At 71.8% G+C, this 25,582-nt stretch carries 24 protein-coding genes; 7 read left to right on the top strand and 17 right to left on the bottom strand.

Annotated features, from left to right (window positions below):
• Positions 1 to 7 precede the first annotated feature (7 nt).
• Positions 8 to 589: a DUF402 domain-containing protein gene (locus tag IM777_RS03625; RefSeq protein ID WP_194384685.1), complete on the bottom strand. Its 582-nt coding sequence runs from the start codon at positions 587 to 589 to the stop codon at positions 8 to 10.
• 79 nt (positions 590 to 668) lie between these two features.
• Between IM777_RS03625 and IM777_RS03620 the strand changes: the two genes are divergently transcribed.
• On the top strand, positions 669 to 1,952 hold the full coding sequence (locus IM777_RS03620) for an isochorismate synthase (RefSeq protein ID WP_194384684.1): 1,284 nt from the start codon (positions 669 to 671) through the stop codon (positions 1,950 to 1,952).
• A gap of 10 nt (positions 1,953 to 1,962) precedes the next feature.
• Here the strand turns inward: IM777_RS03620 and IM777_RS03615 are convergent, their stop codons facing one another.
• The 3 genes from IM777_RS03615 to IM777_RS03605 are packed head-to-tail and all read right to left on the bottom strand — an operon-like array spanning position 1,963 to position 5,216.
• Positions 1,963 to 2,841, bottom strand: coding sequence for a polyphosphate kinase 2 family protein (locus tag IM777_RS03615; RefSeq protein ID WP_194384683.1), 879 nt, complete (start codon positions 2,839 to 2,841; stop codon positions 1,963 to 1,965).
• 37 nt (positions 2,842 to 2,878) lie between these two features.
• A complete protein-coding gene (gene menD / locus IM777_RS03610; protein ID WP_228481217.1) occupies positions 2,879 to 4,708 on the bottom strand; it encodes a 2-succinyl-5-enolpyruvyl-6-hydroxy-3-cyclohexene-1-carboxylic-acid synthase in 1,830 nt (609 codons plus the stop codon).
• A 1-nt stretch (position 4,709) separates the two neighbouring features.
• Positions 4,710 to 5,216, bottom strand: coding sequence for a PLD nuclease N-terminal domain-containing protein (locus IM777_RS03605; protein WP_390178403.1), 507 nt, complete (start codon positions 5,214 to 5,216; stop codon positions 4,710 to 4,712).
• Positions 5,217 to 5,331: 115 nt separating this feature from the next.
• Between IM777_RS03605 and IM777_RS03600 the strand changes: the two genes are divergently transcribed.
• Positions 5,332 to 5,682: a DUF4229 domain-containing protein gene (locus IM777_RS03600; RefSeq protein ID WP_194384681.1), complete on the top strand. Its 351-nt coding sequence runs from the start codon at positions 5,332 to 5,334 to the stop codon at positions 5,680 to 5,682.
• 7 nt (positions 5,683 to 5,689) lie between these two features.
• Here IM777_RS03600 and IM777_RS03595 read toward each other — a convergent pair whose 3' ends face one another.
• From IM777_RS03595 to IM777_RS03580, 4 genes are read right to left on the bottom strand one after another with little or no spacing between them, the layout of a single operon-like run.
• A complete protein-coding gene (locus tag IM777_RS03595; RefSeq protein WP_194384680.1) occupies positions 5,690 to 6,670 on the bottom strand; it encodes a 1,4-dihydroxy-2-naphthoate polyprenyltransferase in 981 nt (326 codons plus the stop codon).
• A 49-nt stretch (positions 6,671 to 6,719) separates the two neighbouring features.
• Positions 6,720 to 7,874, bottom strand: a complete 1,155-nt coding sequence (locus tag IM777_RS03590) for an AMP-binding protein (RefSeq protein WP_194384679.1) — start codon at positions 7,872 to 7,874, stop codon at positions 6,720 to 6,722.
• Positions 7,875 to 7,881: 7 nt separating this feature from the next.
• Positions 7,882 to 8,781: a 1,4-dihydroxy-2-naphthoyl-CoA synthase gene (locus IM777_RS03585; RefSeq protein WP_194384678.1), complete on the bottom strand. Its 900-nt coding sequence runs from the start codon at positions 8,779 to 8,781 to the stop codon at positions 7,882 to 7,884.
• A gap of 23 nt (positions 8,782 to 8,804) precedes the next feature.
• Entirely contained in the window at positions 8,805 to 9,599 is a 795-nt protein-coding gene (locus tag IM777_RS03580; RefSeq protein WP_194384677.1) for an LLM class F420-dependent oxidoreductase, read from the bottom strand.
• A 48-nt stretch (positions 9,600 to 9,647) separates the two neighbouring features.
• Here IM777_RS03580 and IM777_RS03575 point away from each other — a divergent pair, with 48 nt between their 5' ends.
• Positions 9,648 to 10,640 carry an o-succinylbenzoate synthase gene (locus IM777_RS03575; RefSeq protein ID WP_194384676.1) on the top strand — a complete coding sequence of 331 codons (993 nt, stop codon included), beginning with the start codon at positions 9,648 to 9,650 and terminating at the stop codon, positions 10,638 to 10,640.
• Here IM777_RS03575 and IM777_RS03570 read toward each other — a convergent pair.
• Positions 10,637 to 11,269 carry a TetR/AcrR family transcriptional regulator gene (locus IM777_RS03570; RefSeq protein ID WP_194384675.1) on the bottom strand — a complete coding sequence of 211 codons (633 nt, stop codon included), beginning with the start codon at positions 11,267 to 11,269 and terminating at the stop codon, positions 10,637 to 10,639. The two genes, IM777_RS03575 and IM777_RS03570, sit on opposite strands and share 4 nt — an antisense overlap.
• Positions 11,270 to 11,394: 125 nt before the next feature.
• On the opposite strand from IM777_RS03570, the gene IM777_RS03565 reads away from it, so the two are divergent.
• Positions 11,395 to 14,157, top strand: coding sequence for an MMPL family transporter (locus IM777_RS03565; RefSeq protein ID WP_194384674.1), 2,763 nt, complete (start codon positions 11,395 to 11,397; stop codon positions 14,155 to 14,157).
• On the top strand, positions 14,154 to 16,238 hold the full coding sequence (locus IM777_RS03560; RefSeq protein WP_194384673.1) for a YhgE/Pip family protein: 2,085 nt from the start codon (positions 14,154 to 14,156) through the stop codon (positions 16,236 to 16,238). Before IM777_RS03565 ends, IM777_RS03560 begins: the two co-directional genes overlap by 4 nt.
• 117 nt (positions 16,239 to 16,355) lie before the next feature.
• On the opposite strand, the gene ccsB is transcribed toward IM777_RS03560, so the two are convergent.
• Genes ccsB through IM777_RS03530 form a run of 6 tightly spaced genes read right to left on the bottom strand, consistent with a single transcriptional unit; the run spans position 16,356 to position 22,181 of the window.
• A complete protein-coding gene (gene ccsB / locus IM777_RS03555) occupies positions 16,356 to 17,381 on the bottom strand; it encodes a c-type cytochrome biogenesis protein CcsB (protein WP_194384672.1) in 1,026 nt (341 codons plus the stop codon).
• Between the two features lie 4 nt (positions 17,382 to 17,385).
• On the bottom strand, positions 17,386 to 19,128 hold the full coding sequence (gene resB / locus IM777_RS03550) for a cytochrome c biogenesis protein ResB (protein ID WP_228480940.1): 1,743 nt from the start codon (positions 19,126 to 19,128) through the stop codon (positions 17,386 to 17,388).
• The gene (locus tag IM777_RS03545) at positions 19,109 to 19,906 is read right to left on the bottom strand and encodes a cytochrome c biogenesis CcdA family protein (RefSeq protein ID WP_194385429.1); all 798 of its coding nucleotides are present in this window, start codon (positions 19,904 to 19,906) and stop codon (positions 19,109 to 19,111) included. The genes resB and IM777_RS03545 overlap by 20 nt, the downstream gene beginning before the upstream one ends.
• Before the next feature lie 23 nt (positions 19,907 to 19,929).
• A complete protein-coding gene (locus IM777_RS03540; protein ID WP_194384671.1) occupies positions 19,930 to 20,550 on the bottom strand; it encodes a TlpA family protein disulfide reductase in 621 nt (206 codons plus the stop codon).
• Positions 20,547 to 21,176 (bottom strand): histidine phosphatase family protein, encoded by a 630-nt coding sequence (locus IM777_RS03535; RefSeq protein ID WP_194384670.1) that lies wholly within the window; start codon positions 21,174 to 21,176, stop codon positions 20,547 to 20,549. The genes IM777_RS03540 and IM777_RS03535 overlap by 4 nt, the downstream gene beginning before the upstream one ends.
• Positions 21,177 to 21,200: 24 nt before the next feature.
• Positions 21,201 to 22,181: a DUF368 domain-containing protein gene (locus tag IM777_RS03530; protein ID WP_194384669.1), complete on the bottom strand. Its 981-nt coding sequence runs from the start codon at positions 22,179 to 22,181 to the stop codon at positions 21,201 to 21,203.
• A 126-nt stretch (positions 22,182 to 22,307) separates the two neighbouring features.
• Between IM777_RS03530 and aspS the strand changes: the two genes are divergently transcribed.
• Positions 22,308 to 23,651 carry an aspartate--tRNA(Asn) ligase gene (gene aspS / locus IM777_RS03525; protein ID WP_194384668.1) on the top strand — a complete coding sequence of 448 codons (1,344 nt, stop codon included), beginning with the start codon at positions 22,308 to 22,310 and terminating at the stop codon, positions 23,649 to 23,651.
• Between the two features lie 7 nt (positions 23,652 to 23,658).
• Here the strand turns inward: aspS and IM777_RS03520 are convergent, their stop codons facing one another.
• Entirely contained in the window at positions 23,659 to 23,901 is a 243-nt protein-coding gene (locus IM777_RS03520) for a glutaredoxin family protein (protein ID WP_194384667.1), read from the bottom strand.
• Positions 23,902 to 24,018: 117 nt separating this feature from the next.
• Between IM777_RS03520 and IM777_RS03515 the strand changes: the two genes are divergently transcribed.
• Entirely contained in the window at positions 24,019 to 25,233 is a 1,215-nt protein-coding gene (locus IM777_RS03515; protein WP_194384666.1) for a mechanosensitive ion channel family protein, read from the top strand.
• Here IM777_RS03515 and IM777_RS03510 read toward each other — a convergent pair.
• Complete coding sequence (locus tag IM777_RS03510) at positions 25,215 to 25,508, bottom strand: rhodanese-like domain-containing protein (RefSeq protein ID WP_071043938.1); 294 nt, start codon at positions 25,506 to 25,508, stop codon at positions 25,215 to 25,217. The genes IM777_RS03515 and IM777_RS03510 overlap by 19 nt on opposite strands.
• Between the last annotated feature and the right edge of the window lie 74 nt (positions 25,509 to 25,582).

Raw genomic sequence — 25,582 nt, 5'->3', positions numbered from 1 at the left:
CTCGACTCTACGCGTCGGCCCGCGCGGCCGGCCCGGCGCCGGCGAGGGCGGCCAGCCGAGCCAGCCACGCGTTCGCCGTGTCGTCGTCGTACGGCGCCACACGGTCGCGTACCTTGCGTTCGAGCTCGATCGCGAGCGCGTCGAGGTGCGCGACGATCTCGGCCGGGTAGCCGTACGCGACGCGGTGCTCGTCCCACTCGTCGCGATCGTCGATCCACGTGCCGCGGCCGTCGACGGCGCGCACGACGTCGAGATCCATGTCGATCCCGGTGGGCACGCCGGCCTCGGTGTCGGACCAGCGCACGTCCCACGCGAGGTCGATGTAGATGCGACTGGATGCCGGTGGCGCGACGTTGACCGTGAGGGCGTGGTCCCCCGAGGGCGGCACGAGCGTGACGCTGGCCGCGCGGGTGAGGAAGTCCCGACCGGGGCGGAAGCTCCGCGTGCCCTCCGGCTGACCGAACCACTCGCCCCACCGGTCGTGACCGAGATAGATGCAGTCGTGCACCCAATGCGGGCCGCCGTCCCACTTGCGCCAGCGGAACACGGTGCGGGTGCCCGGTTCGGGGCGCAGGAGGTCGGCGGTCACCTCGCGAGTCTAAGCCGCACGTCGGTGGGCATCCGCCCAGCCGGCGACCGCCGTGGCCGACCGAAACTAGGCTGGAGGGGTGCCCGCGTTCCCCCGCCTGTCCGTCGAGACCCGGGAGATCGACCCCGTCGGCGACCTCCTCGCGTACGCCGATCCCGATCGACCGCTCGCGTGGCTGCGACGCGGCGAGGGAGTGGTCGGCGTCGGCGAACAGAGCGGGTACGAGCACGTCGGCGCGGAGGCGGATTCCTCCCTCTCCGCGGCCGACGCGTGGCGCCTCATCGCCGCCGAGGCCGACGTCGACGATCCCGTGGGGCTTCCCGGCACCGGCCTCATCGCCTTCGGTGCGCTCACCTTCGATGCGCGCTCGGCGTGGCCCAGCCGCCTGATCATCCCCACCACCGTCGTCGGACGCCGCGGCGGGCGCTCCTGGGTGACGCGCATCCGCCGCGCCGACGACCCGCATCCGCCCACCGGCGCAGACATGCCGCAGCCTCGCGCGCTCGGGCCGTCGTGGTCCGGCACGCTCGGCCCCGGGTCGCTGGATCCGGCGGGCTATCAGGGCGCGGTCCGCTCGGCGCTCGAGGCGATCACCGCGGGCGAGGTCGGCAAGGTCGTGGTCGCCCGCGACCTGGTGGGAACCGTGCCGGCGGGGGCGGATCTGCGCCGGCTGGTGCGGGCGCTGTCGGTCGACTATCCCGACACCTGGACCTTCGCCGTCGACGGCCTGATCGGCGCGAGCCCCGAGACCCTCGTCACGGTCGCGGGCGGAGCCGTGACCGCTCGCGTTCTCGCCGGCACGGCCGGGCGCGGCACCGACCACGCCGACGACACCGGCGCCGCCTCGCGGCTCCTCGAGAGCGGGAAAGATCGAGACGAGCACCGTTTCGCAGTGCGCAGCGTCGTGGAGGCCCTGGCACCGCACACCCGCACCCTCGCCGCCGACGAGGAGCCCTTCGCGCTGGAGCTGCCGAACCTGTGGCACCTGGCCACCGACGTCGCCGGCGTGCTCGGCGACGACGCGTCGTCGCTGGACCTCGTCGCATCGCTGCATCCCACCGCCGCCGTGGCGGGCACGCCGACCGATGCCGCCCTCGCGGTCATCCGGCGCATCGAGCCCTTCGACCGCGGTCGGTACGCGGGACCCGTCGGCTGGGTCGACGGGTCCGGAGACGGCGAGTGGGCCATCGCGCTCCGGTGCGCTCAGGTGGGTGGCCTGCCCGCACGGCGCGTCAGCGCATCCACCGGCACCATCCCCGTCACGGCGTTCGCCGGCGCGGGGATCGTCGCGGGCAGCGACCCCGAGGCCGAGATGCTCGAGACCCGGGTGAAGTTCCGCCCGATCGTCGACGCCCTCGCGTAAGGCGATCGCGTCAGGTGGCGGCCAGCCGGGCGCGCTGCTCGGCGACGTCGTAGGTGGCCGCCGGCCACTGCGGATCGATGTCTTCGAGCGCGGACCGGAGCAGGTGCTGAACAGCCAGCCGCGCATACCACTTGCGATCGGCGGGCACGACGTACCACGGCGCGTGGGCGGTGGAGGTGCGCTCGAACATCACCTGGTAGGCGTGCTGGTAGCGCGGCCACAGCATCCGTTCGTCGACGTCTCCCGGCGTGAACTTCCAGTGCTTGTCCGCACGGTCGAGCCGTTCGGTCAGGCGCTTCTTCTGCTCGTCGGCCGAGATGTGGAGCATGACCTTCACGATGCGGGTTCCGGTGGCGACCACCCGCTCTTCGAAGGCGTTGATGGCGTCGTACCGCCGTTCGATCTCCGCCGCGGGTGCGAGCTGACGCACGCGCCCGACGAGCACGTCCTCGTAGTGCGAGCGATCGAACACCCCGATGAGACCCGGCTCGGGCAATCGCTTCTCGATGCGCCACAGGAAGTCCTGCGCAAGCTCTTCGTCGGTGGGCTTCTTGAACGCCGTGAGCGAGACCCCCTGCGGATCGACGGCGCCGACGACGTGGCGCACGATGCCGCCCTTGCCGGCGGAGTCCATCGCCTGCAGCACGAGGAGCACCGCCGCGTCGGTCTTCTGCACGCGACTGCGCGCGAACAGCCGCTCCTGCAGATCATCGAGCGCGTCGACACCCGCGGCGAGATCCGCCGCGCCGTCGCGCTTTCCGCCGCCGTAGCCCGGCGTCGATGCGGTGTCGACGTCGGCGAGGCGGAACCCGGGTCCCACCCGCAGCAGGTCGCCGATGTCTCGCAGGTCGCCCGCGCCGCCGTCGTGGAGAGGTCTCGTCCCGGTCATCCCCACATCTTGGCGGATGCCGGGTGCGGCGTCACCCTCATCGGGCCAGCGGCACCTCGATCACCTGACGTGCGGCCGCCGGCGTGGTCAGCGCCTGGTCGAGGGCGGCGCGCGTGGTCACCCGCGTGTGCGTCCAGCCGTACGCGCTCGCCAGGCGGCCGACGTCGACGCCGTGCGGCGTGTAGAGCACCCGGTCGGCCGCTTCGGCATCGGCGGTGGCGGCCACCTCGAGGCCGTCGAAGATGGTGCCGCCGCCGTCGTTGCCGACGATGATCTGGATGCGCGGCTCGGCCTCGCCGATGGCGGCGAGCAGCGCTCCGGCATCGTGGAGCAGCGCCAGATCGCCCAGAAGCACGCGCGTGACCCCGTGCGCGCCGGCGCTCTGGCTCGCGATGGCGACGCCCGTGGCCGTCGCCACGGTGCCGTCGATGCCGGCGAGCCCCCGGTTGGCGTGCACCGTCACCTTCTTGCCGGGCAGCACCGCGTCGGCCACGCGCACCAGGCGCGACGATCCGAACACGAGCCGGTCGTGCGGCCACGTGGCCCGCCACACCGCGTCGACGAGGAGGTTGCGGTCCACGGGCGCGCGCACCGCGTCGAGTTCGGCCGAGATGGCCCCGAGCCGTTCCTGCGGCACCGCCGAGGAGAGGGCGTCGGCGTCGGGCGCCGGCGGAGACAGGTCCACCGCGGCCTCGCGCGACGCGCGCATCCATGCCCCGAGCCACGCGCGCTCGGCATCGACGACCTCGGGGCTGCCGCCGTCGACGGCGACGGCCACGGCGTCCACCGAACGCGTCGCGCCGTTCAGCCCGAGCGGTTCGCCGGGCCCGCGCAGCGCGATCACCTCGACAGCGGGATCGGACAGGAGCGCCGTCACCTCGCGGGAGAGCGTCGGGTGCCCGAAGACGACGACGCGCTCGATCCGGCCGCCGAGGTCGGGGTCGCGCAGGAGCTGTCGATAGCCGTGCACGACGTGACGGCCGAAGCGCGAACCGCTGACGATCTCGGCGATCAGCGGCCACCGCCCCTCGTGCGCGAGGGCTTCGGCAGCGGGCCCCGCATCGGCACCGGCGACGACCACCGTTCGGGGGCCGCGGTCGAGCGCGACGGGGATCTCGCCGGCCTCGTCGGCGACATCGAGCGAGCCGATGCCGCCGCCGCCCTGATAGAGCGCGCCGGACATCGCCGCGTCATCGACCGAGCCGCTGCCGGCGGCCTGCGCTCCCGCGGCGATCGCGTCGTCGAGCCACGTCGGGACAGGACCGCTGAGGGGCTCGCGATACGGAAGGTTCAGGTGCACCGGTCCCGCCGACCACTGGCCCACGCCGCGTGCGGCATCCACCGCCTCGGCCGCGACGACCCGCAGCGTGGCGGTCGCATCGGAGGTGCCGTCGGGGTCGCTCTCCTCGGGCACGGCGAGGTCTGCGGCGTAGCGGGTGGCGGAGGAGAAAAGGCCGGGTTGCCGCGTGGTCTGGTTGGCGCCCACGCCCCGCAGCTCGGGGGGACGGTCGGCCGTCAGCAGCAGCAGCGGCACACCCGCGTGGTGCGCTTCGAGCACCGCCGGCAGCAGGTTCGCGACGGCCGTGCCCGAGGTGCACACGACGGCGGCGGGCACCCGCGTCTCCCGGGCGATGCCGAGCGCGGTGAAGCCGGCGACCCTCTCGTCCACGCGCACGTGGAGCTGCACGTGACCGCCGCGTTCGAGTTCGGCGGCCACGAGCGCGAGCGCCTGCGAGCGCGAACCGGGGCTCAGCACCACGTGGCGCACGCCGCGGGCGACGAGTGCACCCAGCAGAGCGGCGGCCGCATCGGTCGCGGGGGCGCCGGTGACGGTCGGGGCGACGTCGTCGCCGGGCTCGCCGGACACGTCAGCCGACGGCGCCGCGCTGACCGCGCTCGTCGTCGTCGGGCCGGGATCCGGTGGCCTGCTCACCGGAAGGACGCTGCTCCCCCGCCGTTGTGTCCGCGCCGGAGGGCTCCTCGGCGGTCGTCTCTCCCGTCGACGCGTCGGCGTCGGCGACGGGCTTGTCGGGAACCGGCGGATCCCAATCGGATTCCGCATCGAGCATCGCCAGTTCCTCTTCGAGGCGGCGGATGCGCTCATCCTGATCGCGGATCGAACCGAACGTGCCGGTGAACTGCGGATCGTCGTCGGGCGCCAGGGGGGCAGCCGGGGCCGGCCGCGGGCGACGACCGACGATCAGCCACATCAGTCCGCCGAGCACCGGGATGACGATCACGATGACCAGCCAGAGCGGCTTGCTGACTCCGCGGTGCCGTGTCTTCGGCTGCACGGCGCAGTCGACGATCGTGAAGACCCAGAACGCCACGGCGATCAGGGCCACGATCAGCAGCACCCTTGTCACGCCTTCCATCCTAGGCGCGCTCGCGCGGGGGCGGGTTGGCCGTGACCTGACAGTGACATGTGAGGGGCGGCATACCTCCCAGTCGCCCCGGTACCGCTCAGGCGACGCACCTACGATGGGTCTCGTGAAAGCCCGTCCTGCCCTCGTGTACACGGTGCTGCGCCTGCTGGCGTTCCTGGTGCCGTTCGGCATCCTGATGCTCTTCCCGGTGTTCCAGGATCTGTTCTGGCTCGCCGCGATCTTCGCCGCGCTCATCGGTCTCAGCCTGTCGATCCTCTTCCTGCGACGCCCGTTGAACAGCGTCACCACGGGGCTGGCCGACCGCCGGCGCGAGCGCGAGCGCGCCGACGACTCCGCCGCCGAAGACGCCGCAGCCGACGCGGTCTACGGCGAAGGCGCCGTACGTTCCGGTGACGGCATGCCTTCCGCCGGCGCGGAGGCCGACGCGCGTCGGTCGGACGAGGACGGCCGCTGAGCGCGGATCAGCCGACGAACGCCCAGAACAGCAGCGCTCCGTAGCCCACCGATGTGAGCGAGGTGAGCGCGAGGGCGACCACCAGCTCGCGGGCCTCGCGGTAGCTCCACACGATGATGATCGCGGGGATGCCTGCCAGCAGCGCCATGAGCGCGAGCCAGGCGATCGGGTAGAACAGCGCCAGGAACGCGGCGATCGCGAACGGCACGAGCACGAACAGGGGGAACAGCACCTGCGTCCACCGCCTGCCGATGAGCACGGTGAGCGTGCGCTTGCCCGCCACCCGATCCTGGTCGATGTCGCGCAGGTTGTTCGCCAGCAGCACCGCGCAGGCCAGCAGCCCCGCGGCCACGGCGCCGAACCACGCCTCCTGCGGCAGCGAGAACGCCTGCACCCACGTGGTGCCGAGGGTGGCGACCAGCCCGAAGAAGACGAACACGAACAGTTCACCGAGCCCGTAGTAGCCGTACGGCCGCCTTCCGCCGGTGTAGAACCAGGCGGCGGCGATCGCGAGCGCGCCGATCGCGAGCATCCACCATTGCCCGGTGCGGATGACGATCGCCAGGCCCGCGATCGCGGCGAGCGCGAAGAAGCCCAGCGCCACCGCGAGCACACGGCGCGCGGGCACTTTGCGCGACGCGGTCAGGCGCGCGGGTCCGACGCGGTGGTCGTCGGTGCCGCGGATGCCGTCGCTGTAGTCGTTGGCGAAGTTGACGCCGATCTGAAGGAAGACCGCGACCGCGAGACACGCCAGAGCGATCATGCCGTGGAATTCGTCGGTGACCACCAGGGCCGCCCCGGTCCCGATGAGCACGGGGGTGACCGCCAGCGGAAGAGTGCGCAGGCGCGCGGCACCGATCCAGTCGCGGGCCGTCGGCGGCGCGACCGCCGCCGGTGACCCGGAGACGCGCGCCTTCGCGGGGTTGCCGCGCGAGCGAGACGGGCGCGTCGACGTCTTCTTGCGCTTCTTGCTGGGTGTGCCTGCCACGAGGAGCCATCCTAGGGCGCCGACGCGATGCGGCGGCTGAGACCGCCGGTCAGTGCAGGCCCGCGACCGCCGAACGGATGGCCTCGCGGTCGGGCTTGCCCGACGGAAGGCTCGGCAGCTCGTCGACGAGCACCAGTCGTGCCGGGCGCGCGTGCGGGCCGATCTCGCGCTCGACGGTCTGCCGCGCCTCCTCGAACTGCACCGACTCGCTGCGGCGCAGCGCCTCCCCCCGCGTGGCGACCACGACGGGAACCTCGCCCCAGCGCGTGTCGTCCACCCCCACCACGACGGCGCCCGCGAGGCCGGGTACCGCGCGGACGGCCTGCTCGACGCGATCGAGCGAGATGTTGATGCCGCCCGAGACGATGACGTTGTCGATCCGTCCGCGCACCCGCAGCACGCCGTCCTCGAGGATCCCCGCGTCGCCCGTGCGGTACCACCGCGTGCCGTCGCCGTCGACGATGAACGTCGTGGCGGTGCGCTCGGGGTCGTCGAGGTATCCCTCGGCGAGCGTCGGGCCGGCGATCTGCACCTCCCCGGCGGCGATGCGCACCGTGACGCCGGTGAGAGCACGCCCGTCGTACACGCATCCGCCGCTGGTCTCGGTGGAGCCGTAGGTGCGCACGACGCGCACGCCCGCCGCCTCGGCCCGCTCGAGGGTCGCCGCGGGGAGTGCCTGACCGCCGATCAGCACGGTCTCGAACGAGCGCAGCGCCGCCAGCACCGTGCCGTCTGCCTCGGCCGCGTCGAGCAGGCGCGTCAGCTGCGCCGGCACGAGCGAGGTGTACGTCGGGATGCGGGTGCCGCCGCGGCTGGACGCCATCGTCAGCGCGGCGGCGGCGAACGCCTCGGGGGTGAAGCGGCCGGCGAGGATGGCCGGTTCGCGGTCGGCGACGAGGGCGCGCGCGAGCACCTGGAGACCGGCGACGTAGCCGGCCGGCAGGGCGAGCAGCCATCCGCCCGATCCGATGCGGTCGGCCGTGGCCATCGCGCTGGAGATCAGGGCGTCGCGACTGAGCACGACGCTCTTGGGGATGCCGGTTGACCCCGACGTCGTCACGACGACGGCGGTTCCCGCGGGCACCTCGGGCGGCGCCTCGCCCACCATCCCCAGGGCGAGCGCCGGCCCGGCGCCGTGCAGCGCGCCGCGCAGCGACCGCAGCACGTCGCGCGGGTCGTCGGTGGTGAGCGCCTCGAGCCTCATCGTGCGCTCAGTAGTGCCACGGGTAGGGCGACCAGTCGGGGTCGCGCTTCTGCAGGAACGCGTCACGGCCCTCGACCGCCTCGTCGGTGCCGTAGGCCAGGCGGGTCGCCTCGCCGGCGAACACCTGCTGACCGACCATCCCGTCATCGACGGCATTGAAGGCGAACTTCAGCATGCGGATCGCCGTGGGCGACTTCGTGAGGATCGTGCGCGCCATCGCGATCGCTTCGCGCTCGAGGTCGGCGTGCGGCACGACGCGGTTGACCGCGCCCATCTCGTACGCGCGCTGGGCCGAGTACTCCTCGGCGAGGAAGAACACCTCACGGGCGAACTTCTGGCCGATCTGACGGGCGAAGTAGGCGGAGCCGTAGCCGGCGTCGAACGAGCCGACATCGGCGTCGGTCTGCTTGAACCGGCCGTGCTCGGCGCTGGCGACCGACATGTCGCACACGACGTGGAGCGAGTGCCCGCCGCCGGCCGCCCATCCCGGGATCACCGCGATCACGACCTTCGGCATGAAGCGGATGAGACGCTGCACCTCGAGGATGTGCAGGCGCCCGGCGCGAGCGGGGTCGGGAGCGGTGGCATCGTCGGACGCATAGGTGTATCCGTCGCGGCCACGGATGCGCTGGTCTCCGCCGGAGCAGAACGCCCAGCCGCCGTCCTTCGGGCTCGGCCCGTTCCCGGTGAGCAGCACGACGCCCACCCGGGGGTTCTGCCGGGCGTCGTCGAGCGCCCGGTACAGCTCGTCGACCGTGTGGGGACGGAACGCGTTGCGCACCTCGGGCCGGTCGAACGCGATGCGCGCGATCCGGCCGTCGCGTGAGAGATGCGCGGTGATGTCGGTGAACGCCTCGGCGCCGGGGGCCGGCATCCATTCCGCGGCGTCGAACAGCTCGGAGACCATGCCCCCAGCGTAACGACGGCGGGTCAGGCGTTCTTGGCGTCGCGCCAGCGCAGCCATCCGCGCACGACGTCATAGTCCCAGTCCGGCCCGTCGAGCCCCAGGGTGAACAGCCGGGTGCCGGCGTCGTAGAGGACGTCGGCGGTCTCCTCGTCGCGCCGCGCGAGCTCGTTCGAGACCACCAGGTCGGCCGTGTCGCGCTCCTCCGCCTGGGCCCACCGGTCGATCACCGAGAGCTTGTGCGGCAGCTCGTCGGGCGTGACGAAGCTGTGCCAGATGTTCGCGTGGCGCGCGACGAAGCGCAGCGTCTTCTGCTCGCCCTTTCCGCCGATCATGATCGGGATGCGGCGGGTGGGCTGCGGGTTGAGCTTGTCCCAGCGCGCCGTGATGCGCTCCAAGCCGACGCCGAGATCGTTCAGACGACTGCCCGCCGTGCCGAACTCGTACCCGTACTCGTCGTAATCCCGCTCGAACCACCCCGAGCCGGTGCCGAAGATGAAGCGGCCCGTGCCGCCCTTGGCGCTGATGTGGTCGAGGGTCCGGGCCATGTCGGCCTGCAGGTCGGCGTTGCGATAGCTGTTGCAGTTGACCAGCGCCCCGAACTCGACGCGTTCGGTCTGCTCGGCCCACGCGCCGAGCATCGTCCACGACTCGAAGTGGAGGCCGTCCGGCTCACCGAAGAGCGGGAAGAAGTGGTCCCAGTTGAACAGGATGTCCACGCCCATCTCCTCCAGGCGGAGGACGGCGTCGCGAAGGTCGGGGTAGGTGACGTGCTGGGGCCGCAGCTGGATGCCGAGGCGGACGGGGGTGTCGACGAGCATGCGGTTCAGCCTATGGCCGCGCGCAGCGGGTGAGGGCAGGATGAGGAGATGTCCTCACCCCTCCCCGCTCTGGACCGGCTCATCGACACCGCCCGGGTGGTCTCCCTCCCGCTGACGACCCGCTTCCGCGGGGTCGACGAGCGGGAGGCGCTGCTGCTGGAAGGACCCGAGGGGTGGGCGGAGTTCTCGCCGTTCCTGGAGTACGACGACGCCGAGGCGGCGACGTGGCTCACCGCGGCTATCGACTTCGCGTGGCATCCGCGACCCGCGGCGGTGCGCGAGACCGTGCCGGTGAACGCGACCGTCCCCGCCGTCGCGGCCGACCAGGTCGGCGACGTGCTCACCCGCTTCCACGGCTGCCGCACCGCGAAGGTCAAGGTCGCCGAGCGCGGACAGGTGCTCGGCGACGACGTCGCGCGCGTGCGGGCGGTGCGCGAGGTCATGGGGCCGGAAGGGCGCATCCGCGTCGATGCGAACGGCGGCTGGAACCTCGACGAGGCCGAGCACGCCGTGCACGCGCTCGCGGAGTTCGACCTGGAATACGTCGAGCAGCCCTGCGCGCAGGTCGAGGACCTCGTCGAGCTCCGCCGCCGCATCCGCTACCTCGGCATCCCCGTGGCCGCCGACGAGAGCGTGCGCAAGGCCGACGACCCGATCGCCGTCGTCACCGCCGGCGCGGCCGACCTCGTCGTGGTCAAGGTGCAGCCGCTGGGAGGGGTGGCGCGTGCCCTGTCGATCGTCGCCGCCGCCGGCGTTCCGGCCGTGGTCTCCAGCGCCCTCGACACGTCGGTCGGACTCGGGATGGGCGTCGCGCTCGCGGCGAGCCTGCCCGAGCTGTCGTTCGACTGCGGACTGGGCACGGCCTCGCTGCTCGCCGCGGACGTCACGGACGACCCCCTCGTCGCGCGCGACGGTCGCATCGCGGTGCGGCGCGTGGTGCCGAGCCCGGAGCTCCTCGATCGGCACGCGGCCCCGCGCGAGCGGCGGGAGTGGTGGCTGGAGCGACTCCGTCGCTGTCACGCCGTCGCGCAGGAACGTTAGCGCTCGATCAGCGCGGCGGCCACGCGTCCGAGCTCCTCGCCGGTGTGCCTGGCGAGCTCGGCGGGCGGAAGGCCCGCCATGACCCCGCGGACCGACGTCGACTCCCAGACCGTCATGAGCAGTCGGGCGACCGCCCTCGGCTCGAGCCGGAACCGGATGTCCTTGCCGGCGACGATGTCATCGACCAGTCGCGCGACGCTGTCGAGAATGGCGGTGTCCTGCTCGAGGTACGCCGCCGCGAGCTCCGGCGCCCGAAGCGCGTGGATGCGGATCTCGTTGAACAGCAGAACGCCGAGCCGGTCCTCGGGTCCGATCTCGAGCACGCGGCTCACGACCTCGACGACGTTGCCGCCGGTCATGTCCAGCGCACCGTCGGCCTCGAGCGCCGCGACCCGGTCGGCGACCGATCGCACCCGTTCCTGCGCGACCAGCCCGACGAGGGCGAAGAAGAGCTCGTCCTTGGAGGCGAAGTTCGAGTAGAACGCTCCCCGCGTGAACCCCGCGCGGTCGCAGATGACCTCGACCGACGCCGCGTCCATGCCGACCTCGGCGAACACCTCCGCCGCCGCATCCAGCAGTCTGCGTCTGGTCTCCTCGCGTCGTCGCGAGGGTCCCGCCGTATCGCTCATGGTGACCCTCCCCCGCCGATTCTCACACGCGTCGCCCAGGTTGCCGTCGATGTTCCGCATTACGATACAGAAGCGCATCGGATACAAAAATGTATCCAAATCCCGTCAGACCGCCTGGAGGACGTGTGTCCACTCTGCTGTTCAGCCTCGGACGCTGGTCCTACCGCCACCCCTGGCGCGTGCTCACGACGTGGCTGCTGCTGCTGGTCGTGGCCGGCGTGAGCGCGGTGACCTTCATGGCGGGGACCGACAACTCCTTCTCGATCCCGGGCACCGAGGCCCAGGAGGGCATCGTGCAGCTGGATCGCACCTTCCCGCAGGCCAGCGGCACGAGCGCGCAGGTGCTCGTGGCGGCACCCGACGCGGAGGCGGTCACCGACGACGCGTATCGCACGGCGATCGACGACGCCCTGTCGGCGTTCGGCGACCTCGACGGGGTGCTGGCGGTCACCGACCCCTTCGACGAGAACGTCTCGGGCCTCGTCTCCGACGACGACGAAGCGGCGATCATCCGACTCCAGCTCGACGGTCAGGCCACCGACATCCCCGCGGGAACGGAGGAGGACCTGCAGGAGATCGCCGACGATCTGCAGACCGCCCTCCCCGAGGCGCAGGTCGTGCTCGGCGGCGACCTCTTCTCCACCGAGATCCCCTCACTCTCTCCCATCGAAGCGGTCGGCGTGCTCATCGCCCTGTTCGTGCTGATCGTGACCTTCCGGTCTTTCGCGGTGGCGTGGTTCCCGCTCGTGAGCGCCCTCATCGGCGTCGGACTCGCAATCGCGCTGATCTTCGTCGCCACGGCTTTCGCCACGATCTCGTCGACCACGCCGATGCTCGCGATCATGCTGGGGCTCGCGGTCGGGATCGACTACGCCCTGTTCATCGTCGCGCGCCATCAGGATCAGGTGCGCGCCGGCGTCGAGCCCGAGGAATCCGCCGCGCGCGCGACCGGCACCGCCGGCTCCGCGGTCGTCTTCGCCGGCGTGACGGTGCTCATCGCCCTGGTCGGACTGTCGTTCGCGAACATCCCCTTCCTCACCACGATGGGGATCGCCGCGGCCGTGGCCGTCGCCATCGCCGTCCTGGTCGCGGTGACCCTCACTCCCGCACTCCTCGGCTTCGCGAAGGGGCGCGTCGTGGGATGGCGCCGCCGTCCGAGCCGCCGCGCCCGCCGCGCGCGCACCCGGCCACGCCGCGGATTCGCCGAGCGGTGGGTGCGGGCCGTCACGCGGCATCCGATCGTCACCACGGTCTCGGTCGTCGCCGTGCTCGGCACGATGGCGATCCCGGCCGCGAGCCTCACCCTGGCCCTTCCGAACGCCGGCACGCAGCCGACCTCGAGCGAGGCCCGGCAGACCTACGACCTGACCGCGGAGTACTTCGGACCGGGCGAGAACGGCCCGCTCATCCTCACCGGCACGATCGTCACCTCCACCGACCCGCTCGGGCTCATGGAGGACCTCGCCGACGAGATCGCAGACGTTCCCGGCGTCAAGGAGATCGCGCTGGCGACGCCCAACGAGACCGCTGACACCGGGCTCATCCAGGTGATCCCCGAGACCGCCCCCGACGACCCCGCCACCGCCGACCTCGTGCGGGAGCTTCGTTCCCACCACGACGAATGGCTCGAGGAGTACGGCGTCGATCTGAAGGTGACCGGCTTCACCGCCGTCGGCATCGACATCTCCGACCGCCTGGGCGCCGCGCTGATCCCGTTCGGGATCTTCGTCGTCGGGCTCTCGCTGATCCTGCTGACGATCGTGTTCCGCTCGATCTGGGTGCCGCTGAAGGCCGCCGCGGGATACCTGCTGTCGGTGGCGGCGTCGTTCGGCGCGGTGGCCGCCGTGTTCGAGTGGGGCTGGCTCGCCGACGCGCTGCACGTCACGCGCACCGGCCCCGTCATCAGCTTCATGCCCATCATCCTCATGGGCGTGCTGTTCGGCCTCGCGATGGACTACCAGGTGTTCCTCGTCTCGCGCATGCGCGAGGACTACGTGCACGCCCACCGCGCCCGCGGCGGCCGTGCGGACCGGCTCACCGCCGTCGGTGCCGTGCGCACCGGTTTCGTCTCGTCGGCCCGCGTGGTCACCGCCGCCGCGGTGATCATGTTCGCGGTCTTCGCCGCGTTCGTACCCGAGGGCGACTCCTCGATCAAGCCGATCGCCCTCGGGCTCGCGGTCGGCATCGCCGTCGACGCGTTCCTCGTGCGCATGACGCTCGTTCCGGCGGTCATGGCGCTCCTCGGCGAGAAGGCCTGGTGGATGCCGCGCTGGCTGGACCGCATCCTGCCCCACTTCGACATCGAGGGCGAGGCCGTCGAACGCGAGCGCGCCCTGGCGGACTGGCCCGAGCCGAACACCATCGCCGTCGTCGTCGCCGACGACCTCGGCGTGCGCACCGACGCCGGCCGCGTCTTCGCCGGCGCGACGTTCCGCGTCGATCCCGGGGACACCCTGCTCGTCACCGCGGACGCCGGCGCCGCCCGCGCGTTCGCCCTCACCGTCGCGGGGCGGCTCGATCCCACCGACGGGCGCCTGCGCGTGGCCGGCCATCTGCTCCCCGGCCGCGCCGCGTGGGTGCGCGCGCACGTCGGCATCGCCCTTCTCGACGAGGCCGACGATCCGCTCGCGGCGCTGCGCACGGCCCTGCGCGGCGCGCGCCTGGTGGTGGTCGACGGCCTCGACCGGCTCGACCGCGCCGCGCGTGACCAGGCCGCGGCGCTGATCCGCGACGCCGGCGCGCGCGCCGCGGCATCCGCTCCCCTCACCGTCGTGGCCACCGCCCGCACCGAGGGCCCCGCGCTCGCTGCGCTCTCCGACGCCCACCGCCCCCACGTCCAGGCGCTGGCCCTCAGCGCCCGCACCACCGCATCCGAGGTGAACGCATGACTCTCCCGATCGAACGCGCCCGCACCCGTCGCCCCGTCACGTGGGTGACGATCATCGGCGCCCTGCTGCTGCCGGTGGTCGTCGGCGCGATCCTCGTCGCCGCGTTCTACGACCCGGCAGAGCGCCTCGACAACGTGACCGCCGCGATCGTGAACGACGACGAGCCGGTCACGATCGACGATCAGACGGTGCCGCTGGGGCGCCAGCTGACCGCGGGGCTCGTGGAGGGCTCGGACGACCTGCCGAGCAACCTCGACTGGACGATCACGAACGACGACGACGCGGCGGCGGGCCTCGCCGACGGCACCTACTCCGCGGTCGTGACGATCCCCGCCGAGTTCTCCGCCGCCGCGACCTCGACCGCCGGAGACGACCCTGAGCGCGCGGTCATCGAGGTCACCACGGCACCCGACAACCTCGTCGTCGACGACGCGATCACCGCGCAGATCACGTCGGCGGCGGCATCCATCATGGGGCAGGAGCTCTCCGAGGTGTACCTCGAGAACGTCTTCCTCGGGTTCACCACCCTCGGCGACCAGCTCGGCGAGGCCGCCGACGGCGCCGACCAGCTCGCCAGCGGGGCGGACCAGCTCGCCGACGGCACCGCGCAGTACGTCGACGGCGTGGGCCAGCTCGCGGCGGGCGCGCAGCCCCTCGCCACCGGCGCCGCCGCCCTCGCGCCGGGCATCGGCGAGATCGCCGACGGCGCCGCCGCCCTGTCGGCCGGCGGCTACGAGGCGGCCGACGGGATCGACGACCTCGCCGGGGGTGCGAGTGCGCTCTCGACCGGCGCATCCGACCTCGCCGACGGCCTGTCCTCGCTCGCCGACCTCACCGCCCAGATCCCCGAGATCCCGCAGGGCGTCATCGACGCCGCCGACGCGGTCGCCGCCAACAGCGAGGAGATCGGGCAGTTCGTGACCGGCTCGGCCGCAACCCTCACCGCTCTCGCCGACGAATGCCGCGCGGCCGGCGACACCGGCACGGTGTGCGCCGAGATCATCGCGCTGTCCGACGAGACCAACGCCGCGCTGCCGACGGTGACCGAGATCCTCGACGACTCGGATGAGATCGCCGCGGGCATCGCGCAGTTCCAGGATGCCGGGCCGCAGCTCACCGCGGCTCTGCAGGCCTCGGCCGCCGGCGCGGACGAGATCGCGACGGGCATCGGCGGCATCGCCGGCGGCGCGAGCCAGGCCGCATCGGGGGTGCGCGAGATCGCGGCCGGCACCGGCGCGCTCGGCACCGGCGCCGACGAGGCCTCCGCCGGGGCCGCACAGGTCGCCGACGGCGTCCAGCAGCTCGCGGACGGCGCGCAGCAGGCCGCGGACGGTGGCACGGCACTCGTGACGGGTTCCGATCAGACCGCGGATGGAGCCGGCGAACTCGCCTCGGGGCTGCACACCGCGGCCGACGAGATCCCCTCGTACACCGACGATGAAGCCCAGACGCTCGCGAGCGTCGTGGCCGACCCGGTCGAAGCCGACGGGATCGGCAGCGACCTGTTCGGCGCCACCGCGGTTCCGCTCCTCGCGGCGCTGGCGCTGTGGATCGGCGGGCTGGGCACCTTCGTCGCCCTCCAGGCCGTGACCGCTCGCGCGCTCACCTCGCGGTCGGCCTCCGCGCTGCTGGCGCTGCGGGGCCTCGCGCCCGCCGCCGCCATCGGCGCGGCGCAGGGGCTCCTCGTCGCCGGTGTCGTGCAGATCGCCGCGACATACGAGTTCGGCGAGTGGACGGTGTTCGCGGGAGTGTGCGTCGTCGCGGGCATCGCCTTCGCCGGCGTCAACCAGGCGCTGGTGGCCGTCTTCGGCGGAGCGGGCCGCTGGATCGCCGCCCTCGTGGCCGTGCTCGCCGTCGCCGCGGGCATCGTCTCGACCGTTCCGGGATGGCTGTCCTCGCTCGCCGGGGCCATGCCGACCGCACCCGCCTACAGCGGCATGGTGGCCGCCCTGACCTCCGACGGGAGCGTCGGCGCGGCCCTGGTCGGCCTCACGGTGTGGATGCTGCTCGCCTTCATCGCCACCGTGATCGCGGTCGCGCGGCGCCGGTCCGCCCCGGCGGCGCACCCGCTTCCGGCCTGACCCTCCCGCCACGACGTTCACCTGTCACCAGACGTCGCTGAGCGCTCGCGAAGCGACATCCAGCGGCAAGTGAACACGCATTCTCGGGCGCCAGGCCGCGAGGCGCGAGGCGCGGGGTCAGGAGAGGCCGCTGTAAGCGTGCAGGCCCTTGAAGAACATGTTGACGATGGTGAAGTTGAACAGCACCGCCAGGAAGCCGATGATCGACAGCCACGCCGACCGCGTGCCGCGCCAGCCGCGCGTGGCGCGGGCGTGGATGTATCCGGCGTAGAGCACCCAGATGACGAAGGTCCACACCTCCTTGGTGTCGAACCCCCAATAGCGGCCCCACGCGTCGTTCGCCCAGATCGCACCGGCGATGAGGGTGAAGGTCCAGAAGATGAATCCGATGATCGCGAAGCGGTAGGCCAGCGATTCCAGGGCGTCCGCGCTCGGCAGCGTGCGCAGGAAGCCGGGCCCCGTGCGCACGACGGCGCCGTCGGCCGCTTCGGCGACCTTGCGCTCGCGGCGGGCCTGCAGCAGCTGCGCGACCGACAGACCGAAGGCCAGCGCGAACAGGGCGGTGCCGAGCGAGGCGACGAACACGTGGATGACGAGCCACACCGACTTGAGGGGATCCATGAGCGGAACCACCTCGACGTAGAACGACAGCGTCGCTCCCCCGAGCAGCACGACCACGAGGCCGGTGATGAAGGTGCCGAGGAAGCGCAGGTCGTACCGGAAGAGCACGCCGAGGTACACCGCCACGACCAGCAGCAGGCCCGTCATGGCGAACTCGTACATGTTCGACCACGGCACGCGCTCGGCCGCGATTCCGCGCAGCACCGTCGCGCCCAGGTGGAACAGGAACGCCAGCACCGTCAGCGAGGTTCCGATGCGCGCCCACAAAAGGCGCGGGCGCGCGCCCGGCGCTGACGCGATCTCCGCCCCGGCACGGCGCTCCCGCGCGGTGACATCGGTGATGCTCTCCCCGCCCGCGGCGACGAGCTCGCGGTCGCGTGCGCGCGCATCCTTCGCCTCCACGGCGAGCGCGGAGCGTCGGGCGAGATCGATCGCGTAGGCGACGAACGCGAGGGCGTACACCGCGATGGCGGTCCAGACCAGCAGCACCGAGACGTCGTCGAGCGAGAGGGTGTCGGTCATGGCGTCAGTCTACTTTCGGCGTGTCGGGGGTGGATGCGGCCGCGTCCGTCCGCTCGGCGGACACCCGCTCGCGCACCGCGGCCTCGTGCGACGCGGCGAGCTTGTCGACGGCGGCGGCGAGGGTCGGGTCCTCGCCGCGGGCGAGGCCCGCGTACTCGAGATCGACGGACCCGTCGCGGGCGGTCGCGGTGACCCACATGCGACGGCGCGGCACGAACAGTCCGGCGAGCAGACCGAGGGTGGCGAGCACGGCGAACGCGAGCACCCACGGCGCGCCGACGTCACGGTGGATGGAGAGTGAGACGAAGCGCTTGACCGATTCCTCGTAGCCCTCTGCCCCGGCGGGCGACTCGTTCTCGAACGTGACGGTGCCGAGGCCGTCCGGCAGCTGCGCGGTGTCGCCGGGGGCGAGCTCGAGCGCCGGCTCGTCGACGCCGCGCCCGGCGAGCTGGGTCATGTCGGTCGGGTCGAGCGTGTACACCGACCGAGGCGTGCCGTCGTCGATGCCGAGGTCGCCGGCGTAGACGTTGATCGTCATGACGGGATTCACCAGGGCGGGATACGCCGAGGTGAACGCGCCGGAGGGCAGCTCGAACTGCGTCGGATAGAAGAACGCGGTCATGCCCAGCTGATCGGGCAGTCCATCGGGCACCTTGATCACGCCGAGCGAGGTCATGTTGGTGTCCTGCGGCAGGAAGGGAACGGACTCGGAGAAGACGATCTCGCCGTCGGCGTCGCGCACCGTGATCGTCGGGGCGTAGCCGTTGCCCATCAGGTAGACGCGATCGCCGTCGATGTCGACGGGATGGTTCACGCGCACCGACTCCGCGGATGTGTCATCGGCGTTCCGGACCGTGAGGTTCGCCGAGAAATCCCCCGCCTGACCGGCGGCCGTGGACCCTGCCGGCTCGTAGGTCACCTCGAACTCGTCGAGCGTGAGCGCATAGGGCGACAGACCGTCGGTGTCGACGAAACGCCCCGGGTTGAAGGAGGCGTAGTCGAGCATGGTGTTGACGAACGTGTCGTCTTCGACGATGACGCTCTGGCCGGTGTAGGTGAATCCGCCGCCGACCCCCACGGCGATCAGCACGCCGACGAGCGCACCGTGGAAGACGAGGTTGCCGGTCTCGCGGGCGTAGCCGCGCTCGGCCGACACCGACAGGCGCCCCCGCGCGTCGTAGCGCTCGACGCGATAGCCCGAGCGCCGCAGCTGCGCCTCGGCGAGCGAGACGGCTTCGTCGGCCGCCGCGGCGGTGTCCGCGCCCGCCGGGACGGGCACGGATGCGGTGCGATGGTCGTCGAGGCGCGACAGCCGGGCGGGCGTGCGCGGCGGCTTGGCCCGGAGCGCCTTCGCGTGGTGCCGGGTACGCGGGATCACGCAACCGATGAGGGAGATGAACAGCAGGATGTAGATCGCCGAGAACCAGGGCGACGTGTAGACGTCGAACATGCTCAAGTTGTCGAGGATCGGCGCGAGGTCGGGATTGTCGGCGTAGTACTGCGTGACGCCGTTCGGATCCGCGCTGCGCTGCGGCACGAGGGAGCCGGGAACGGCCGCGATCGCGAGAAGGAGCAGCAGCACCAGCGCTGTGCGCATCGAGGTCAGCTGACGCCAGCCCCAGCGCATCCATCCGACCGGGCCGAGAGCCGGCTGCACCGGGTCCGAGCCGCTGCTCGGCGCGTCGGCGTGGTCGTCGGGACGCAGCGTCGCCTGTTCGGCGGCAGGTTCAGAGCGGGAGCGGGACACCGAGGAGCACCCCCTGCAGGCCGGTCATGAGAAACGTCCACACGCCGGAGACCATCAGCACGCCGAGGGCGACCAGCAGCGAACCGCCGACGATGTTGACGGCGCGGATGTGGCGGCGCAGGAACGCCACCGATCGCGTCGCCCATCCGAACCCCAAGGCGAGGAGGAGGAAGGGGAGCCCGAGGCCGAGCGAGTAGGCCAGGCCCAGGATGCCGGCGCGAACCGGGTCGCCCAGGTTCCACGAGACGGAGATGATCGCCGCGAGCGTCGGGCCGATGCACGGCGTCCAGCCGACGCCCATCGCCAGGCCGAGCAGGGGGGCGCCGATGAGCCCGAGATTGCCCCGCACGTGCGGGTGCACCGTGCGCTGGGCGAACCCGAAGACGCCGATGAAGACGAGGCCGAGGAGGATCACGACCACACCCAGCACGCGGGTGATCGGATCGGCGTACTGCAGGAAGAACCGCCCGAGCGTGCCGCCGAGGATCGTCACCGCCATGAACACCACCGTGAAGCCGGCGATGAAGAGCACGACGCCCAGCAGCAGCCGACCGCGCGGCGTGAACTCGACAGGAGAATTCGACGCGGTCCCCCCGCTCGCCGCGGCAGGAGCGGCACTCGAGGCGGAGATCTCCTGTCGTGTCGACACGGGCGCGACGCGACGCGGGGCGGCGGCTCCGCCGATGAACCCCAGGTAGCCGGGCACGAGCGGCAGCACGCACGGCGAGAGGAACGACACCAGGCCGGCGAGCACCGCGACCGGCACGGCGAGCCACATCGCGCCGCCGAAGACGAGTTCGGTCACGACGTCTCCGCGAGCGCGTCGCTCACGAGGGTCTCGAGCACCGACGCGTCCTGCAGCTGGCCGATGATGCGCGCCGCCACCCGCCCCTCGGCGTCGAGCACGAGGGTCGTCGGCGTCGCGCTGATCGGCGTCTTCTCGGCGAAGGCGAGCTTGACCTCCGGCGTCACCGACGCCAGCACGCTCGGGTAGGTCACCCCGTAGGTCTCGGCGAAGGCGAGCGCGGTCCCGGCGGAGTCGGTGGTGTTGATCCCGAGGAAGGTGACCTCTTCGCCGTCGAAGGCGCCGTGGGCCTCTTCCAGTGCGGGGGCCTCCGCGCGACACGGACCGCACGCGGCGTACCAGAAGTTCACGACCACGACGTCGCCGGCGACATCGGCGTCGGTGATCGTGGCACCGGTGTCGAGCTCACCCGAGAACGTCACCGGCTCGCCGCGATCCTCGACCGGGATCTCGACGACGCGCAGCCCGTCCGCGGCGATGAAGCCCTTGTTGTCGCCCGCGCGGTACTGCTCCGCGAGCGGGTCGTTCGAACAGGCCACCAGCGCCCCCGCGAGCGCCAGGGCGGCGACGATGGATGCGGCCACGCGGCCGGCGCGCGCGGCACGGCGGTCTCTCATACCGCCCCCACGTCGCTCGCGCCCGAGGTCTGGGCGGGCTCGGCGTATCCGATCTCGGTCCACAGGCCGTCGCGCATCTCGAACGAGGTCACACTCGACAGCGCGCAGCGGCGCTGCCGCGGGTCGTGCCGGGACGATTCGCCCGCGGCCGCGAGGTGCGTCACCCAGATCGGCAGCTGGTGCGAGACGATGACGGCATCGCCGCCCTCCGCCTGCTTCCAGGCATCGGTCATCGCCTGGTTCATCCGCACGATCACCTCGGCGTAGGGCTCCCCCCAGCTCGGCAGGGCGGGCTTGCGCAGATGGCGCCAGTTCAGCGGGTTCATCAGGGCGATCCGCATGCGACGGCCCTCGAAGACATTCGTCGGCTCGATGACGCGCTCGTCGATGCGGGGAGCGACGCCGAAGACCTCGGTGAACGGCTCCGCCGACTCCTGCGTGCGCTCCAGCGGCGAGCACGTGAGGGATGTCACGTCGCGCCCCGACGCCTGCACCCATTCGGCGGCGGCCCGCGCCATGTCGCGCCCGGCGGAGCTCAGCGGGTAGCCGGGCAGTCGTCCGTAGAGCACGCCGCGGGGGTTGTCGACCTCCCCATGGCGCACGAGATGAAGGCGTTCGGCAGGCACCGCTTCAGTCTACGTGGGGGCCCGCTATGGACGGGCTGAGCGTCGGCTGGACCGGGCGAAGTGCCGCTCGACGGCCACGAGGCCGAGCACGACGGCCGCCCCGACGACGGCGAGCACGATCGGCAGCACCACCGGCTCATACGGAAGGGCGAGCGCTCCGATCCCGTGGTCCTCCCCGGCCGGCAGATCCTGCCACGGCCAGAGCGCGCGCAGCGATCCGAACATGAGACCGGCCATGGCGATGAGGGTGAGGCGCCGGTGGTGTCGCAGCAGCCACGTGATCACGCGCACGATCGTCACCAGGCCCACGAGGGCCCCCAGGGCGAACACGGCGAGATACCCGAGGTCGCGCTCGTCGACGGCCCGGAGGGTCGGGGAGTACAGGCCGATGGCGAGCAGGAAGAACGACCCGGAGACGCCGGGCACCACCAGCGCGCACACCGCCACGGCCGCGGCGAAGAAGACGGCGATCAGCGGCGGATCGGCGTCGAAGGAGCCCCCCGCGAAGTCGATGGCCAGGAACGCCACGGCTGCGGCGGCGAGGAAGAGCAGGACGCCGCCGATCCGAGCCCGCGCGGTGCGGTGCGCGCGGGGCACCAGCTGGAGGGGCACGAGGATGCTCGCGGCGACGAGGCCGAAGAACAGTCCGCGCGAGGCCTCGACGTTCTCGGTGACGAACGCCTCGACCGTTCCCGCAAGGGTGAGCACCATCGCCGCCATCCCGATGAGGACGGGGACCACGAGCACCCAGTCGACCCGTCGCATGCCGTCGACGAAGCCGGAGCGACGGTCCGGGCCGAGCAGCAGGCGCTTCATCGCGGTCACGACGCTGTCCGCCGAGGCGATCAGCCGCTCGTAGACACCGGTGATGAGGGCGATCGTGCCGCCCGAGACACCGGGGATGAGTTCGGCGAGACCGATCAGGCCACCCCGCACCACGTCGAGCAGGGCGATGAGGACGGCGCGCACGCGTGAGGAGGAGCGGCCGGTGTCGGTGGTGGTCATCGTGCCTCGCGGTCGGAAACGGGAAGGTGCCCTCCGATGCTAGAGCGCCCGGGCCTCGCGCACCTGGGGATTCGCCCGCGACCGCCCGCCGGGGTGCGACGGCCGCGGCGTCTAGACTCGGTCATCGTGAGTGAACGCGTTCTCGTCAAAGATCTGCAGGCCCGCGAAGACGGCTCCGTCTCCGTCTCGGGATGGGTGGAGACCGTCCGCGATCAGAAGAAGGTGCAGTTCGTCATCCTGCGCGATGAGTCCGGTGCCGTGCAGCTGGTCAACCCGGCAACGCGCGAGATCGGCGAGGACGCCACCGCCGAGCAGGCGGCGGCCCTCGCCCTGACCGAGACCATCTCCGCCCTGACGCACGGCACGTTCCTCACGGTGCACGGTGCGCTCAAGCACGACGAGCGCGTCAAGCTCGGCGGCGTCGAGGTGAAGATCGCCGGTCTCGACATCGCGAGCGAGGCGCTTCCCGAGACGCCCATCGCCGCCGACAGCGGGCTCGACAAGCGCATGGACTGGCGCTTCCTCGACCTGCGCCAGCGCCGCAACAACCTCGTCTTCCGCGTGCAGACCACCCTCGAGCACGCGATGCGCTCGTACTGGATCGAGCGCGACTATATCGAGGTGCACTCCCCCAAGCTCATGGCGTCGGCGTCGGAGTCCAACGCGGAGCTGTTCGAGGTGCCCTACTTCGAGGACAAGACGGCCTACCTCGCGCAGTCGCCGCAGTTCTTCAAGCAGATGGCCCAGGTCGCCGGCTTCGGCAAGATCTTCGAGATCGCGCCCGCCTTCCGCGCCGACCCCTCCTTCACGAGCCGTCACGCGACCGAGTTCACCTCGATCGACGCCGAGATCAGCTGGATCGACGGCTGGGAAGACGTCGCCGCGATGCAGGAGGAGCTCCTGGCCACCGCGATCCAGGCCGTCGCCGACAAGCACGGCGACGAGATCAAGGAGCTCTTCGACCTCGACGTCGTGGTGCCCACCGTGCCCTTCCCGCGCATCCCGCTCGCGGAGGCACGCGAGATCGTCGCCGCCCGCGGATACGAGATCCCCCGCACCGACGGCGACCTCGACCCCGAGGGCGAGCGTCAGATCGCCGCCCACGTGGCGGAGACCTACGGCCACCCGTTCGTGTTCATCACCGACTACCACCCGGAGATCCGCGCCTTCTACCACATGCGCGACGAGGAGACGGGGCTCACCAAGAGCTACGACCTGCTCTACAACGGCGTCGAGATCACCACGGGGGCGCAGCGCGAACACCGTGTGGACGTGCTCATCGAACAGGCGAAGGAGAAGGGGCTCGAGCCCGAGCACCTCGACTTCTACCTGGACTTCTTCCGCTACGGCGCTCCGCCCCACGGCGGGTTCGGGATGGGCCTGGCCCGCGTGCTGATGCTCCTGCTCGGTCAGGAGTCGATCCGCGAGGTGACCTACCTCTTCCGCGGCCCCACGCGCCTGGCTCCCTGACCGATCGTCAGGCCGTCAGCGCGGCGCGCAGGCGATCGGCCGACACGCGCCAGTGCGCGTGGAACTCGCCGTCGATGAGAACGACCGGGATCTTCTCCCACCATCGCGCGTAGAGCTCGGCGTCATCGAGGATCGAGCGCTCCTCGATCACGACATCCCGCCCCGACTCGGCGACCACGAGGTCGACCACCTCGCGCGCCACGTCGCACAGGTGGCACTCCGGCTTGCCTATGAGAGTGATCGTCGTCACCTGACAATCCTAGGCAGGAGCAGTCAAGGGCTCGTCGCCTGAGGGGTCTCACCCGTAATCTGGACGCCCTCGCAGCGTCGCGTCACGTCCCGATCCCCCGATCCGCAGGAGTGCCCGATGCTCGATCCCTGGCTGCAGTTCGCCATCGTCCTCGTCTCCGCGCTCATCGGCGCCGTCATCGTCGCCGCCCTGGTCGCCCTGGCCGTGCGCACCGCCGGACGCCAGCGCGCGTGGTCGACCCTGATGATCCGCCGGGGGCGGCGTCCGTTCCGGGCGCTGCTGCTCGTCATCGCCGTGTGGATCGCGCTCCTGACCGCCTTCCCGGGACCGCGTGAGGAGTGGATGCCGGGCATCAACCAGCTCTTCACGATCCTCGTGATCGCCGCCGGCAGCTGGCTGATGATCGCGGCCGTGCTCTTCGCGACCGACCTCGCGATCGGCCGGTACCGCATCGACATCCCCGACAATCGTGTCGCTCGGCGCATCCGCACCCAGACGCTCATCCTGCGGCGGCTGGCCATCGCCATCATCGTCGTGATCGCCGTCGGCGCGGCCCTGCTGACCTTCCCCGCGGTGCAGACCATCGGGGCGAGCGTCCTCGCCTCCGCCGGCATCGCGTCGATCGTCGCGGGCCTGGCGGCGCAGTCCGTGCTGGCGAACATGTTCGCCGGCATCCAGCTCGTCTTCAGCGAGGCCCTGCGCGTCGACGATGTGATCGTCGTCGAGGGCGAATGGGGGCGGGTCGGCGAGATCACCCTCAGCTACGTCGTGCTCGACCTGTGGGACGACCGACGGCTGGTGCTCCCCTGCACCTACTTCACCACCACGCCGTTCCAGAACTGGACGCGCGAGGGCAGCGAGCTGCTCGGATCGATCGAGCTCGACCTCGACTGGCGCGTTTCTCCCACACGGATGCGCGAGCACCTCGAGCGCGTGCTCGCGGAGACCGAGCTGTGGGACGGCCGCGCGTCGGTGCTGCAGGTCACCGAGGCGACCGGAGGGCTCGTGCGCGTGCGCGTGCTCGTGACCGCACAGGACGCCCCGACGCTGTTCGATCTGCGCTGCTTCGTGCGCGAGGCGCTTGTCGACTGGGTGCAGCGCCAGATGCCGACGGCCCTGCCGGTGCAGCGCGTCATGATGACCGCCGACACCGGCCACGTCGAGGCCGAGGCCCCGCGCGGCGACGTCGACGGGCTGTTCACCGGCAGCGTCGCAGCCCAGCAGCGGGCGAGCACCTTCACGCAGGGCGTGCCGATCGTGTCACCGGAGGACGACGCCGACGACGCCTCCGCCGAGTCCGCTGCGGGGGCCGGTCACCGCTCGACCGGGTAGCCCGCCGCGATCCACTCGGACGTGCCGCCCTCGACGTTCGTGGCGTCGTAGCCGCGCTGTTCGAGCGCCTGCACGATGCTCGCGGAGCGTCCGCCGAGTTCGCAGATGATGTTCATCGGTCCGTCGGGCAGCTCCGCGAGCCGCTCGCCGAAGACCGACATGGGGATGTTGACGGCGCCGGGCACGTGGCCGGCGGCGTATTCGTGCGGTTCGCGCACGTCGATGACGGGGATGGATCCACGCTCGGTGAGCTCGTGGACGGTGATGGTCTGCATGGTGCCTCGGGTCGAAGTGGTGCATACGGCCGTCATGGCCGCCAGCAATTCTGTCAGAAAACACGAAGCGCCCG

The sequence above is a fragment of the Microbacterium luteum genome (assembly GCF_015277875.1).
GTDB classification, from domain to species: domain Bacteria; phylum Actinomycetota; class Actinomycetes; order Actinomycetales; family Microbacteriaceae; genus Microbacterium; species Microbacterium luteum.
This window is presented reverse-complemented; position numbering and strand designations above follow the sequence as displayed.